The organism is Mucilaginibacter sp. UYP27 (genome assembly GCF_040547175.1).
Lineage (GTDB): Bacteria > Bacteroidota > Bacteroidia > Sphingobacteriales > Sphingobacteriaceae > Mucilaginibacter.
Genome location: NZ_JBEPPE010000001.1, coordinates 329,318 through 343,854 on the forward strand (window position 1 = coordinate 329,318; position 14,537 = coordinate 343,854).

A 14,537-nucleotide genomic window follows, 5' to 3' on the forward strand; every position below is an offset into this window, starting at 1 on the left:
GGTTATTTATTTCTGAAGCCTTCGGCTATTTGATATCTTTTAGTTTGGAAATCCTGGTCGAGTTTTTTGATCCAGAAATCACGGGTTATGATGAACACGATGCCTACCACGGCCAATACCGCCAGGCCTACATTGGTATATCCTAAATAATTAAACGGCAGATAGATCAGGTACGGAAACAATATCAGCGGGAACGACAATAACAGCTGACTTGCACCTACACCCTCCCAGTTAAAGGAGGCGCCTTTACTCAAGTCGATGCGTTTATAGTTACGGTTGGCAAAGTAGAGTACAATAGTGGTATTGATGCCCAGGTTCCACAGGTACATCACAAAATGGATCATCACCGTTCTCCACCCAAAATAAACATACGGCGTGGTCAGGATAAAAGCTACCGTTGATACAATAGTGAACAGCAAATATTTGGCCTTTAAAAAATCGGTGAATTTTACTTTGCTTACCAGGATGCCATCAAAATGCGAGGCCTGCCAGCTAAACATAAACTGCCCGTAGTTGATGATGAAGATGCCCGTCATAAACATCCCTACAAATACTTTAAAACCTTCGCCCATTTTTGGGTTGGTATAAAATATCAGCCCGTAAAACATAAAAAACAGCCCCATAGTCAAGGCTGACTTTGGCCTTTTATTACGCAGAATGAGTTTTACCTCGTTAGCTACCAGGTCGCCTATATTACCAAAACGGCCCAGGAATGGGATCTCGGTACTGCTTTTGGCGGCTTCTTTTTTAGAGCTTAATTCCTCCAGGTACAGGTTGCCTTTTAAATAGTAAAAGTTTACGTAGTACATGATAACGGCAAGTGCCAAAGGCAGCAATACCAGGTAAGGTTTTATGATAAGGTTGCCAAAAAACAGGTATGATATTGCTTTAAGCGAATACCAGTGCCATAAGTAATCGCCGCAGGTAATTATGGCTAAAAAGCCGCCGGCCATTAGAAAAACCCATCCGTTTAAGTTGGCTTTGCGCTTAATGTATAAAGCCAGGTAGTTGTTAAATAATGCAAACGCGATGATAGAAACTATAAAAGCACCCGCGATACCTGCGCCCGATGCAGGCATTATCACCTTAATAATAAACGGCGCGAAAAGCACTATTGGCCAAAGGTTAAAAAACGAAAGCATAGATGTAAGCGCCAGATAACCAACCACGCTATTACGCTTTACCGGCAGGTGCAAATAGGGCTGTACTTTCAAGGTGGGCAGTTCCTGAAGCTGCATCCGCAGCAGCAGGTCCGACAGGAAATACACCAATATGATACCGCAGAATGCAACCGTCAGGTTTTCCTTGGGGAACATCTTGCTTAAAATAACATCAAGGAAAACGCCGAAGGCAAGCACATATAAAAGCAGGATGAAGATCAGTACCCCCATTACTATTTTTATGGCAATGCTTTTACCTGTGTTTTTTGACCGCCAAAAGGATTTCAGCTCGTGATCGAAAAAGGTTGATATCATGTGAAGGAAGTAAGATTTAAGCCCGAAAAACCGGTGCGGTTAAGATACTAATATTTGTACCTGTCGCCCCAAAGTTTCTTCAGCTTTTCTTTTGATTCATTCTCGCGTGCATTGTTACCGGGATTATAAATTTTTGTCCCGCGGATCTCTTCCGGCAAAAAATCAAGGTCGGCAAAATTGCCTTCGTAGCTATGGGCATATTTATAATTTTTGCCATAGCCAATGTTTTTCATCAGCTTGGTTGGGGCGTTGCGCAAGTGCAGTGGAACAGGCAGGTCGCCGGTTTCGCGTACCAAAGCAATAGCCGCACCAATTGCCGTAGTTGCCGAATTACTTTTGGGCGATGTAGCTAAGTAAATCACCGTTTGGCTCAATATCAATTGCGACTCGGGCATGCCTATCTTGTTTACAGATTCGAAGCAAGCCTGTGCCAGCAGTAAAGCATTAGGGTTGGCATTGCCAATATCTTCGGATGCAAGGATGAGCATTCGGCGGGCAATAAACAGCGGGTCTTCCCCGCCTACGATCATGCGGGCAAGCCAGTACACTGCGCCGTTAGGGTCGCTGCCACGCATGCTTTTGATAAAGGCCGAGATGATGTCATAATGCTGTTCGCCCGTTTTATCATACAGGGCCATGTTTTGCTGTACATGCTCCAACACTACCTCGTTGGTCAGGGTTATTTTTTTGCTGTCGAAGGCGTTTACCAGTAGCTCAAATATGTTAAGCAGTTTGCGGGCATCACCGCCACTCAAACGTAATAGCGCCTCGTGTTCTTTGATGACGATGTTCTTTTCTTTCAGTACAACATCTTCTTTTTTGGCTTTCTCCAGCAAGTCGAGCAGGTCCTGTTCTGCAAGGTGCTGCAAAATATAAACCTGGCACCGCGACAGCAAAGCGGAGATCACTTCGAACGATGGGTTCTCGGTAGTGGCCCCTATCAGCGTAACAATGCCGCGTTCTACGGCACCCAGCAGCGAGTCTTGTTGAGATTTAGAGAAGCGGTGGATCTCATCAATAAATAGTATCGGCAAAATCTCACCCTGCTCTTTTAATAAGGAAGCCTTCTCTATAACCTCCCGCACATCCTTCACCCCCGAATTGATAGCGCTCAGCGAAAAGAACGGACGGTATAGCGATTGCGATATTATATAAGCCAGCGTAGTTTTGCCAACACCCGGCGGCCCCCAAAACAACATGGATGGCAGCGTTCCACTCTCGATAGCTTTGCGCAAAACGGCACCCGGCCCAACAAGGTGTTTCTGGCCCACATAATCATCCAATGATTTTGGGCGCATGCGTTCGGCTAATGGCGGCAGGTTGATCATAAATGTAAAAATCAGCATTAGAAACACTAAATCCTAAAAAAGTTAGTAATTTTATAATAACAATTATATGCCCCAACAGTTTACCCAAGCCACCTATCATTCCATTTGCGACCAGCTTGGCGCAATGGATGCCGACTTTGCCAACGTTATCAAACTATACGGTTACCCCCCGTTTTGGTCGCGGCCAAACACGTACGAGAGCTTAGTGCATATCATCCTGGAGCAGCAGGTATCGCTGGCATCGGCATTATCTGCCCTGAACAAACTTCGCGAACGTGTGCAGGAAATAACCCCGGCCCGCATCCTGTTACTAACCGATGCTGAAATGCGAGAGTGCTATTGCAGCCGGCAGAAAACAGCTTACCTCCGCTACCTTGCCGGAGCCATTATCAGCGGACAAATAAACCTCGAAGCTTTTGAGCGAATGGAAGATGAGGACATCCGCCGGCAACTTACCGCCTTAAAAGGCATTGGCAACTGGACGGTAGATGTGTACGTAATGTTTGCCCTGCAACACACCGATGTTTTGCCGGTAGGCGATCTGGCCATTGTAAACGCAGTAAAACGATTGAAAGATTTGCCCAAAGAAACCACTAAAGAAGAATTGATGATAATAGCCGAACAATGGAGGCCATATAGAACAGTGGCGAGTATGATGCTGTGGCATTATTATTTAGCGTCACCCAAGCCGTATCTGAATAAAAAGGTTTAATAGCTTGTCATTCTGGGCGATAGCGAAGACCTTGCAGGCGCATAATTTACTCACCCCGACAACGCTACGCTGGTCGCCCCTCTCTGCTTCGCAAAGAGGGTAAAACGAGGGCAAAAACCCTCTTCCCGCTTGCGGAGAAAGGGTGGTCGAGCGAAGCAAAGACCGGGTGAGTAAAATATTGAGGTGAGATGCTTTTCAACAAATAAACGAGCGCTCGTTTCGATGATTTTGGTTAACACGCATATGAACAAAGCCCGCCTGAAAAATCAGACGGGCTTTAAGCTTTTCAAAGCTACCCCTTCAGGGAGCCGGGGGCTACACGTTAAACAACCCGTTACGTTCCTGCTCCTGGTAGTTTTGTACCGTTTCTATCGCATTGCTTATCACATCGCTTAGCGCGGTGATAAACGAGCCCGGTTTGGCAAGGCTCATGGCATGTTTAATGGCATCTATTTCTTTCGGTACAATCTCGAAAGGCGTATTGCCGCCGATTGCTATACCTTGTTTTAACAGGTCTAATATGTTCTCTTCGGTACGGCCGCGCAGGTGTTTTTCCTGGCGGAGGATGATGTAGTCGAACATCTCTGCAGCTATTTTACCTAACTCAATGATATCCTCATCGCGCCTGTCGCCGGTACCGGCTATGATACCAATTTTAAGCGGCGAATCTATATGACTCAGGAAAGTTTTGATCCCGTTAAAGCCATCAGGGTTGTGCGCAAAATCTATCATGAAACGGAAATCTTTAAACTCGAAGATGTTCATACGCCCCGGGGTTTGCGCCGCCGATGGGATGAAAGTTTCTAACGAGATCTTGATATCCTCGGTTTTAAAACCATGCAGGTAAGTAGCCAGCGTGGCCGCCATTACGTTGTCGATCATGAACGGTACGGTACCGCCAAAGGTTAGCGGGATCTGGATGGTGCGCTGCACACGGATCTTCCAGTCGCCTTTTATAATGGTAATAAAGCCATTCTCGCATACGCAGGCGATGCCGCCTTTTTTACAATGCGCTACAATAACCGGGTTTTTCTCATCACGGCTAAAGTACGCCACGTTACAATCGGCTTTTTTACCAACCTGCACGCAGTATTTATTATCGGCATTCAACACAGCCCAGCCGCCTTTTCTAACAGCGTTGATCACCACGCTTTTTACGCGGGTAAGGTCATCAAGGGTGTGGATATCTGACAGGCCAAGGTGGTCTTCCTGTATGTTGGTGATCACACCAATATCGCATGAGCTAAAGCCAAGACCCGAGCGCAGGATTCCGCCGCGGGCAGTTTCCAGCACGGCAAAATCAACCGTTGGGTCTTTCAATATAAACTCGCTGCTTACCGGGCCGGTGGTATCGCCTTTTAGCATCATGGTGTTTTGTACGTAGATACCATCGCTTGTGGTAAAGCCTACACGGTGCCCGTTATTTTTTACTATATGCGCTATTAAACGGGTGGTGGTAGTTTTACCGTTAGTGCCGGTAATGGCAATAATAGGGATCCTTGCCGATTTACCCGGAGGGTACAGCATATCTATCACATGGCCTGCCACGTTGCGCGCCAAACCTTCGCTTGGGGCAATGTGCATCCTAAAGCCAGGCGCTGCGTTCACTTCCAATACCACACCGCCGTTCTCGGTAAGCGGTTCGGTAAGGTTTTTCGCCATAATATCTATCCCGCAAATATCCAGGCCGATGATCTTGGAGATGCGCTCGCAAATAAAAATATTTTGCGGGTGCACATGGTCGGTAACATCAATGGATGTACCACCGGTACTTAAATTGGCGGTCGATTTTACAAAGAGCTTTTCGTCTTTCTCCAGTATGGTCTCTAAAGTATAACCTTTCTTTTCCAGCAGGTCTAAGGTATCACGGTCAACGTCTATCAGGGTTAAAACATTCTCGTGGCCGTAACCGCGGCGCGGGTCTGTATTTGTTTTGTCTATCAGTTCCTGAATGTTCAATTCGCCATCGCCTATGATATGGGCCGGGTCGCGCAGGGCGGCGGCTACCATTTTATTGTCTATCACCAGCACCCTAAAATCGTACCCCGTAACAAATCGCTCCACAATAACGCGGCGCGAAATCGCGGCGGCAAATTCATAAGCGGCAATAGCGTCTTCTACCGTATTGATATTGATACTGATGCCGCGGCCGTGGTTGCCATCAAGCGGCTTAAATACCAGCGGGAAACCAATTCGGTCAATAGCTTCTATCACCTGCTCGGTTTTGCTAATGGTCATCCCCTTTGCAACCGGGATGGCCTGCTCCAGTAAAAGGCGCTTGGTCTCATCTTTATTACTGGCAATGTCCACGGCAATGCTGCTGGTCTTCTCCGTCATGGTGGCGCGGAAACGTACCTGGTTTTTACCGTAACCCAATTGCACAAGCGATTGGTTATTCAGCCTTATCCAGGGGATGCGGCGGGCAATGGCTTCTTCCACTATCGAGCCTGTGCTTGGGCCAAGGCGGGTATTCTCACGAATTTCGCGCATGGTCTGGATATCTTTTTCCAGGTCGTACTCGGTACCGTCTATCAAGGCCTGCACGATATTCACGGCCGATTCGGCAGCAAAAACGCCCACCTTTTCTTCTACATAAGCAAACACAACGTTGTACGTGCCCGGCGTTTTGGTTTCGCGGGTGCGGCCAAAGCCGGTTTCCATCCCCGCAAGGGTTTGGATCTCTAAAGCGATATGCTCTATCACGTGCCCCATCCAGGTACCTGCAATCACCCGCTCAAAAAAGCCCCCCGGTACACCCGGCGAACAGCGGTGACTGTACAGGCTGGGGATAAGCGCTTTCATACGCTCGTAAAAACCATCGATGGTGTTAGACGGGCGTTCCTCCATTTCTTGCAGATCTAACCGCATCTGTATTAATTTTTTCCGGCTAACACTCCAAAGGTTCGGGCCACGTAATACCTGTATATTTTCAATCTTCATATATGCTTCAAAAATGAATCGGGAATTTCTTTTAAATCTAAAGAACTTATCAATCTAATAAAATGTTTCGGCTAAAAAATGCAGTTTTATTAATTAAACCATTAGTTTTTAATCAATTTTATTTTAATTTGTATAAATTGATACAAAGATTATGGATGCCCCTAAAGGAAAATTAATAATAATTGGTGGTGCTGTTGATATGGGCAGTAATGTAAGTGTGCTGGAGCATATCATGCAACCTCACTATATCAAATTTTTTGAAAAAGGTATTTTGCGGCGCATCATTAATGAATCGGATAAGCACGAAGGTTCTGTTGTTGAAGTAATTACCACCGCATCGCAAATCCCCGAACTTGTTGGTAACGAATACATTAAAGCCTTTAACCAGCTTAATGTTACCCACGTTAATATTTTACATATCAAAAGCCGCGAGGATGCCGCCAACCCCGATTACCTGGAGCGCATAAGCAAGGCCGATGTTGTAATGTTTAGCGGCGGCGACCAGCTGCGCCTAACCGCTATTTTCGGCGGTACGCAGTTCCTACAGATCTTGAAACAACGCTACCAGAACGATAATTTTATTGTTGCAGGTACTTCAGCAGGTGCTGCGGCGGCATCAACCCACATGATTTACCGCGGGCAAAGCAACGAGGCCCTTATAAAAGGCGAAGTGCAAATAACCGCCGGCCTTGGTTTTATAGATTCTGTAATTGTGGATACGCACTTTGTACAACGTGGCCGCATTGGCCGTTTATTATACGCCGTTGCCACAAACCCCGGCATACTGGGCATTGGACTTGGCGAAGATGCCGGCCTTTTAATTACCGAGGGCTGTATGATGGAGGCCATAGGATCAGGATTAATAATGTTGGTTGATGGCAAGAATATTGTAGAAACCAACGTTTATGATGTAGAGATAGGCGACCCCGTTTCTATTGAGAATTTAAAGGTGCATGTAATGTCGATATTTGATAAGTACGATCTACAACAGCACCGCATGATCATCAAAAAAGCGGTTAAGGTTGAGGAGGACGTTTATATTGGCGTACAGGATGGTGAAAGCAAAAGCGATCTATTACAATGAAACTGATCATACACGGCGGGTTTTTTAGCGAATCTAACACAAACCAAGAGGTAAAAAAAGCCAAACAGGATGCCCTGCGCGAAATTGTTACCCTTGGCCACAAATACCTGGAGAGCCACACCGCGGCCCAAACCGTGGTTTACGCTGTGCGATTATTGGAGGATTGCGACCTTTTTAACGCAGGCACCGGCTCGCAGATCCAAAGCGATGGCAAGATCCGCCTGAGTGCCTCCCTGATGGATGGCAAAACCCAAAAGTTTAGCGGTGTTATCAATATTGAGGATATTAAAAACCCCATTTGCGTTGCTGAAAAATTGATGGAATATGACGACCGCGTACTTAGCGGACAAGGCGCAAATGGATTCGCATCCGAAAACGGCTTTAGTTATTACAACCCCGAAATACCCCAGCGCCGTAAAGAATACGAGAAAAAACTAAGCGACTCTATCCGATTGGGTACCGTTGGCTGCGTGGCGCTTGATATTTATGGCGATATAGCCGCTGCTACCTCTACCGGTGGCAAAGGGTTCGAGATCCCCGGCAGGGTGAGCGATTCTGCCACCACGGCAGGTAATTATGCCAATGCTTTCGCGGGCATTTCCTGCACAGGCGTGGGCGAGGATATCACCAGCGCATCGGTGGCATCAAAAATTGTTACCCGTGTAACCGACGGCATGCCCCTATCTATCGCGACAGCAAAAACACTTGACGAAATGAAACCTTACGATGGTTTTGCAGGGATCATTGGCATCACCAGCAACGGCGATATTTACCATGCCGATACTCATCCTTACATGGTTTGGGCCTTGCACGACGGAGATGTGGAGGTGTTTGAATAAGAATTGTCTGTTTCATCGTTAAAAAGATTATTTGATGAAGCAATATTTTCAGGCACATTACGTTTTTGTAACGCCTTGTATAAGGCTGTAAATCAAACTTGTTTATACCCGTTTTGAGGTATTGTAAATCAGAAAAGTAATTTTTATATTTGCATACCAGTTAAAATAATTAACTTAATATCCCCCCGATTCTAATTTAAATGCGATACATAATATTAGTGATCTTTTGCGCTTTAAACCTGTCGGCATCTGCTCAGTGGTGGCGCGGCGATTTTAAAAAACACGCGAGATACCCTCAGATACCCCAAGTGAAAGATCTATCCCTTAAACGGTTTTTATCGGCCAAACAATTGGTGTATAATCCAAAAAAGCTTGCAAAAAACATCATACCCCGCAGTCAGTTTACCCTGGAGATAAACGAGCGCATTGTAATGCGCGCGGCACAACACAACATGCGTTTCCGCGAATATGCCTTAGCCAGCTACCGTTTTAGCGAACTTGCCAAGATCTACGTTGGCGAGAACCGCCTGTCGGAAGCTAAGTGGTATTACCTGCAAAGCATCCTGATCTCTAAACAACAGAACGACTACCAGCACACCATAAATAACTTGATTAGCCTGGCACTTATCAAAGCCGACCTTGGCGATCTTACCCAGGCACAGCAGGATCTTGCAGAAGCGCGCGACCTTGCACGTACTACAGGCCGTACTGATGACGTTAAGTTAATAGATACCAAGATCAAATTTGTACAAAGCAACAAGGTTTGGTTACCAAAATCAGAGCTGCGCTACGCCGAAGCTGTTGACGTTACCGGTAAATCCAAATAAAACCTGTTTTTGTAACAATTAGGTAAAATGCGGCATCTATAATAAAACAACCCAAACATTATTGTAATATTGTTATTCAATATATTAGCGGGACAGCTTTGTGGCTGTCTCTTTTTATATTCTATAAATTAAAAACAGGCACAAGTATTGATGTTTCACACAAGTCCCGATTTAAATAGTGTAAAAGATATGTTCAAGAAATTATATTTAATGCTGGCATTAGCAACCGCGTTTGCGTGTAATGCAGCCCCAGCCAAAGTAAACTACAAACACGCAGGCCCTAATGACCTGCAGCCCGATGAGCAGCAAAGTGTTGTTTTAAAATATGTGTACACTTTGGTTTCTGACTATAACTACAAAAAAGTACCATTGAATGATTCGGTATCGGCTATCATATATGACCGTTATATCAAAAAGCTTGATGAGAACCATAACTACCTGTTAGCATCAGATATTAAGGAGTTTGACCAGTTTAAAACTACTTTTGATGATGACATTAAAGCCGGTAACCTGGCCAATGTATTTTACATTTTCAACGTGTTTCAAAAGCGTTATAACGAGTATGTTAATTTTTCGGTAACGCAATTGGGCAAAACGTTTGACTTCGCCCAGAATGATACCTACACATACGATCGTGATAAATTGCCTTGGGCAGCCTCAGAAACCGACCTGCATAACGTTTGGGCACAACGTGTAAAATATGATCTGCTTAACCTTAAGCTTACCGGTAAAGAACTTGCCGCTAATAAAGAGACTTTAAAGAAACGTTACACCAACATCCTTTCGCAGTCAAACAAGCTGTCTAACCAGGACGTGTTCCAGGCGTTTATGGATTCGTTTACCGAAGCTATCGACCCGCATACCAATTACTTTAACCCGTCAAACGCGGCTAACTTTAATATTGACATGTCGCGCTCTTTAGAGGGTATAGGTGCATCGCTATTGATAGAGAACGAATATGTAACCATTAAAAACGTTACCCCGGGCGGCCCTGCCGATAAAAGCAAATTGGTTAATGCTGATGACCGCATTGTTGGCGTAGCACAAGGCAAAACCGGCGAGTTTCAGGACATTGTAGGCTGGAGGATAGATAACGCTATCGCGCTGATCCGTGGCCCTAAAGGCACAACGGTAAGGTTGCAGTTATTAGCTAAAGGCAGCGCCGTTACCGCTAAACCAAGGGTGATTGAACTGGTACGCGAAAAGATCATTTTACAGGATATCTCTGCCAAAAAAGAGATCCGCACGTACAATCAAAATGGTAAAACTGTTAAGATAGGTGTTATATCTATCCCTGCATTTTATCTTGATTTTGCGGACTATAAAGCAGGTAACCCTAATTACAAAAGCACCACCCGTGATGTTAAGCTGATATTAGATACCCTGAAACGTGAAAATGTTGACGGTGTGGTAATTGACCTTCGCCAAAATGGTGGCGGCTCTTTAATGGAGGCTGTTGAGCTTACCGGCCTGTTCATCAAAACCGGCCCTGTGGTGCAAGTGCGCGATGCGCGTAACAAGGTAGAGGTTGACAAAGATGATGACCCTGCCATTGCCTACGCAGGCCCGTTAGCCATATTGGTTGATCGCTTTAGCGCGTCGGCATCAGAGATCTTCTCCGGCGCGATCCAGGATTATGGCCGTGGGTTGATCTTGGGTACACAAACCTATGGTAAAGGTTCGGTACAAAACGCTATCGATCTTGACAAGGTGATCACCCCATCATTAAAAGATAAATTGTTGGCCGTTGCGGGTAAAACCAAAACTGTAGCTACCGGCAGCCAGAATAAATTTGGCCAGTTAAACTTAACCATCGCTAAATTCTACCGCATAAATGGTAACTCTACACAGCATAAAGGCGTATTGCCCGATGTTGATTTCCCGTCTGTTATACCTTTAGATAAATACGGTGAAGATACCGAGCCATCTGCAATGCCTTTTGATGTGATCGAGAAAAGCGATTACACTACCGTAGGTAATTTTGCGACCGTATTGCCGCAGCTTAAAAAATTGCATGAAGATCGTATGGCATCAAGCCAAAGCTACAAATACCTGTTACAGGATATTGAAGAATCTAAAAAGCAAGCTACCGAAACCAGCGTAACCCTAAACGAGGCGAAACTGAAAGAGCAGCGCGATGCCGATGAGAAAAAAGCGTTTGAGCATAATAACGAACGTAGGGTAGCCTTAGGTTTGCCGGCACTAAAAAAAGGCCAGGTAAAACCTAAAAAGGAGGATATGGATTTCTTACAAAAAGAGGCCGGACAGGTACTAACAGATTACCTTACTTTGGGCAGCAAGTTAACTACCGTTAAACCGGCAGGCACAAACTAATACTTAGCACACTGAGATATGACAGTCGCGATGATTATCGCGACTGTTTTTTTTGCCCTGTTTTTTATAACGGGCGTGCCAAATAGTCATCAGTACAAACTCAAACTAATTTCAACGCCATAGGTTATTATACTAACCATGGCTAAACCACTGCTTGAATTTACGGATAGGGGCATTTACTGCGAACAGGGCCGATTTTACATCGACCCCTGGAAACCTGTGGACGATGCCGTGATCACCCACGCCCACGCAGACCATGCCTACTTTGGGCATAAGAACTATTTAGCGCACAACCTGTCGCGCGAGGTGATGCTTTACCGCTTAGGTGATATTAACCTGCGCACTATCGAGTATGGCGAAACGGTTGTTAAACATGGCGTAAGTATTTCCATGTTTCCGGCGGGCCATGTAATTGGCTCCGCGCAGATCAGGATTGAATACAAGGGCGTTGTTTGGGTGGTATCAGGCGATTATAAGACGGATGATGACGGTATCTCTACCCCTTTCGAGCCGGTTAAATGCCATCACTTTATATCTGAGTGTACCTTCGGGATGCCGGTTTATTCATGGAAACCACAGTCAGAAATCTTTAGTGAAGTAAACAATTGGTGGCGTAGCAATGTCGAAAATGGCGTAGCCACGGTAATAGTTGGCTACTCGTTAGGTAAGGCCCAGCGCATCCTGCAAAACCTTGATCTAAGCATTGGCAAGGTGTACACCCACGGCGTTATCGAAAACACGAACGAAGCCCTGCGCCGTAATGGCGTGATATTAAACCCAACGGAACGTATCACTTTAGAATCATCAAAAGAAGAAGTGAGGAAAGGTATCATCATTGCCCCGCCGTCATCTGTAGGTACGCCGTGGATGCGCAAGTTTGGGCCATATAGTTTTGGTTATTGCAGCGGCTGGATGGCTATACGTGGTGCCAAACGCCGCCGTGCGGCCGACCGCGGTTTCATCATGTCTGACCATGCCGATTGGAACGGCCTGGTTAGCGCTATTGATGCTACCGATTGCGAATGCGTTTACCTAACTCACGGTTACACGGCATCGTTCACCAGGTATTTAAACGAAATAGGTTTCAACGCCAGCGAGGTGCATACGCTGTATGGTGGTGAAGAGGAAGATGCGGAAGCCTCCACCCAACCTCCCCCGAAAGGGGAGGAGCTTGCTATAGCTCAAGACATTCAAAAAGTCTCCCCTATCGGGGGAGAATTAGAGGGGGCTACATCGTGAAAGCATTTGCACAACTCTTCCTTTCTTTAGACGAGACCAACAAAACCAACGAAAAAGTTAAGGTACTGAAGGACTATTTTACCAACGTACCCGATACCGATAAAATGCATATGCTTGCCCTGTTTACCGGCAGGCGGCCAAAGCGGCCCATCAATTCTACACTTATCCGCAATTGGGCTATCGAGGCGTCAAACATCCCGCGATGGTTATTTGAAGAAAGTTACCAGGTGGTTGGCGACCTTGCCGAAACCATGTCATTACTGATGCCCGAAAGCGAAAACAGCAGCAGCAAGACTTTAACGGAATGGATAGCCGAGATAAATGCCATCGGCAGTAAAAACGAAGAAGAAAAGAAACTTTGGCTGATAACATCATGGGCGATGCTGGACAGGCAGGAGCGCTTTGTGTTTAATAAATTGCTTACGGGCAGTTTCCGGATTGGCGTTTCAAATAACCTGGTAGTGAAAGCCCTGGCTGATATTACCGGGATAGAAGCTCCTGCCCTTACCCATCGAATTATGGGCAGCTGGATGCCGGAAGACTATACCTACGACCAGCTGATAGAGGAACAAAACGCGGCCGATAATATCTCGCGCCCATATCCTTTCTTTTTGGCATACCCTATTCAGGAAACGTCAGAAAAGCGTAAGTCGGCAGAGGATGTTGGCAACGCCCTTGGCGATGCCGCCGACTGGCAGGCCGAGTGGAAATGGGACGGCATCCGCGCGCAAATGATAAAACGCGGCGGCCAAATCTTTATATGGAGCCGTGGCGAGGACCTGGCTACCGAGAAATTCCCCGAGCTGCATGATTTTTTGAATGCACTGCCTGACGGCACTGTACTTGACGGCGAGATCCTGAGTTTTCAGAATGGGTTACCCATGTCGTTCAGCGTGTTGCAAACCCGTATCGGCCGTAAAAACCTGAGTAAAAAGATCCTGACCGATAGCCCTGTTGCTACCATAGTTTACGATTGCCTGGAATATGCGGGCGAAGATATCCGCACTAAAACTCAATCGGAGAGGCGCGAGATATTGGAAAAGGTACAAGCCGCAACCGAATTTCCCGAAGTATTCCGCATTTCATCGCTCATCAAATTTGATAGCTGGGAAGAACTGGAAAAAACAAGGGAACAATCCCGCGCGATGATCGCCGAAGGCATTATGCTGAAACGCAAAAGCGCAACCTACCAGGTTGGTCGCCGCAGAGGCGATTGGTGGAAATGGAAAATCGACCCGCTATCTGTTGATGCCGTCATGATCTACGCCCAAAAGGGCCATGGCCGCCGCGCCGATCTTTACACCGATTATACCTTTGCCGTTTGGGATGGCGATAAATTGGTGCCGTTTGCCAAGGCCTACAGCGGCCTTACCGATGCCGAGATAAACAAAGTAGATTACTTCGTAAAACGCAACACTTTAGAAAAATTTGGCCCGGTACGCACCGTAAAGCCAGAATTGGTTTTCGAGATAGGTTTTGAAGGGATCAATAAGTCAAGCAGGCATAAATCGGGCATAGCCCTACGGTTCCCCAGAATTTTGCGCTGGCGCCATGATAAACCTAAAGAGGAAGCCGATACATTAGAAAGTTTAAAGGATCTGTTAGGCGAGCATGGAGGATAAGAATATAGCGTGCGCTATAAAACATACCATTGCGATTCCCTAACGCGTCATTGCGAGGAAGCAATCTCTTTAGGACGATTCTACATCTTGCATCAACGAATAGCTCAAAGAGATTGCCACGTCGCTATCGCTCCTCG

At 46.1% G+C, this 14,537-nt stretch carries 10 protein-coding genes; 7 read left to right on the forward strand and 3 right to left on the reverse strand.

Annotated features, from left to right (window positions below; genetic code table 11):
* Nucleotides 1-2 precede the first annotated feature (2 nt).
* Together ABIB39_RS01410 and ABIB39_RS01415 are read right to left on the reverse strand one after the other, a co-directional pair.
* Entirely contained in the window at nt 3-1,475 is a 1,473-nt protein-coding gene (locus ABIB39_RS01410; protein WP_354426811.1) for a DUF5687 family protein, read from the reverse strand.
* A gap of 47 nt (nt 1,476-1,522) precedes the next feature.
* Nucleotides 1,523-2,803 carry a replication-associated recombination protein A gene (locus ABIB39_RS01415; protein ID WP_354428782.1) on the reverse strand — a complete coding sequence of 427 codons (1,281 nt, stop codon included), beginning with the start codon at nt 2,801-2,803 and terminating at the stop codon, nt 1,523-1,525.
* 67 nt (nt 2,804-2,870) lie between these two features.
* Here ABIB39_RS01415 and ABIB39_RS01420 point away from each other — a divergent pair, with 67 nt between their 5' ends.
* Nucleotides 2,871-3,515: a DNA-3-methyladenine glycosylase family protein gene (locus ABIB39_RS01420; protein ID WP_354426812.1), complete on the forward strand. Its 645-nt coding sequence runs from the start codon at nt 2,871-2,873 to the stop codon at nt 3,513-3,515.
* 315 nt (nt 3,516-3,830) lie between these two features.
* On the opposite strand, the gene cphA is transcribed toward ABIB39_RS01420, so the two are convergent.
* Nucleotides 3,831-6,455, reverse strand: a complete 2,625-nt coding sequence (gene cphA / locus ABIB39_RS01425; RefSeq protein ID WP_354426813.1) for a cyanophycin synthetase — start codon at nt 6,453-6,455, stop codon at nt 3,831-3,833.
* 151 nt (nt 6,456-6,606) lie between these two features.
* On the opposite strand from cphA, the gene ABIB39_RS01430 reads away from it, so the two are divergent.
* The 6 genes from ABIB39_RS01430 (at nt 6,607) to ABIB39_RS01455 (ending at nt 14,400) form a co-directional block, all read left to right on the forward strand.
* The gene (locus ABIB39_RS01430) at nt 6,607-7,539 is read left to right on the forward strand and encodes a cyanophycinase (RefSeq protein WP_354426814.1); all 933 of its coding nucleotides are present in this window, start codon (nt 6,607-6,609) and stop codon (nt 7,537-7,539) included.
* Nucleotides 7,536-8,378 (forward strand): isoaspartyl peptidase/L-asparaginase, encoded by an 843-nt coding sequence (locus ABIB39_RS01435; RefSeq protein ID WP_354426815.1) that lies wholly within the window; start codon nt 7,536-7,538, stop codon nt 8,376-8,378. The genes ABIB39_RS01430 and ABIB39_RS01435 overlap by 4 nt, the downstream gene beginning before the upstream one ends.
* 200 nt (nt 8,379-8,578) lie before the next feature.
* Nucleotides 8,579-9,205 (forward strand): tetratricopeptide repeat protein, encoded by a 627-nt coding sequence (locus ABIB39_RS01440; protein ID WP_354426816.1) that lies wholly within the window; start codon nt 8,579-8,581, stop codon nt 9,203-9,205.
* A gap of 189 nt (nt 9,206-9,394) precedes the next feature.
* Nucleotides 9,395-11,539: a carboxy terminal-processing peptidase gene (locus ABIB39_RS01445; protein WP_354426817.1), complete on the forward strand. Its 2,145-nt coding sequence runs from the start codon at nt 9,395-9,397 to the stop codon at nt 11,537-11,539.
* A 138-nt stretch (nt 11,540-11,677) separates the two neighbouring features.
* Nucleotides 11,678-12,778 (forward strand): ligase-associated DNA damage response exonuclease, encoded by a 1,101-nt coding sequence (locus ABIB39_RS01450; protein WP_354426818.1) that lies wholly within the window; start codon nt 11,678-11,680, stop codon nt 12,776-12,778.
* A complete protein-coding gene (locus ABIB39_RS01455) occupies nt 12,775-14,400 on the forward strand; it encodes an ATP-dependent DNA ligase (protein ID WP_354426819.1) in 1,626 nt (541 codons plus the stop codon). Before ABIB39_RS01450 ends, ABIB39_RS01455 begins: the two co-directional genes overlap by 4 nt.
* Nucleotides 14,401-14,537 lie beyond the last annotated feature (137 nt).

Excerpts from the sequence above, each read along its gene's own strand:
- ABIB39_RS01440 (WP_354426816.1), top strand. The coding sequence starts at position 8,579 with ATGCGATACATAATATTAGTGATCTTTTGCGCTTTAAACCTGTCGGCA.
- ABIB39_RS01420 (WP_354426812.1), top strand. The coding sequence starts at position 2,871 with ATGCCCCAACAGTTTACCCAAGCCACCTATCATTCCATTTGCGACCAG.
- ABIB39_RS01435 (WP_354426815.1), top strand. The coding sequence starts at position 7,536 with ATGAAACTGATCATACACGGCGGGTTTTTTAGCGAATCTAACACAAAC.
- ABIB39_RS01450 (WP_354426818.1), top strand. The coding sequence starts at position 11,678 with ATGGCTAAACCACTGCTTGAATTTACGGATAGGGGCATTTACTGCGAA.
- cphA (WP_354426813.1), bottom strand. The coding sequence starts at position 6,455 with ATGAAGATTGAAAATATACAGGTATTACGTGGCCCGAACCTTTGGAGT.
- ABIB39_RS01415 (WP_354428782.1), bottom strand. The coding sequence starts at position 2,803 with ATGATCAACCTGCCGCCATTAGCCGAACGCATGCGCCCAAAATCATTG.
- ABIB39_RS01430 (WP_354426814.1), top strand. The coding sequence starts at position 6,607 with ATGGATGCCCCTAAAGGAAAATTAATAATAATTGGTGGTGCTGTTGAT.
- ABIB39_RS01410 (WP_354426811.1), bottom strand. The coding sequence starts at position 1,475 with ATGATATCAACCTTTTTCGATCACGAGCTGAAATCCTTTTGGCGGTCA.
- ABIB39_RS01445 (WP_354426817.1), top strand. The coding sequence starts at position 9,395 with ATGTTCAAGAAATTATATTTAATGCTGGCATTAGCAACCGCGTTTGCG.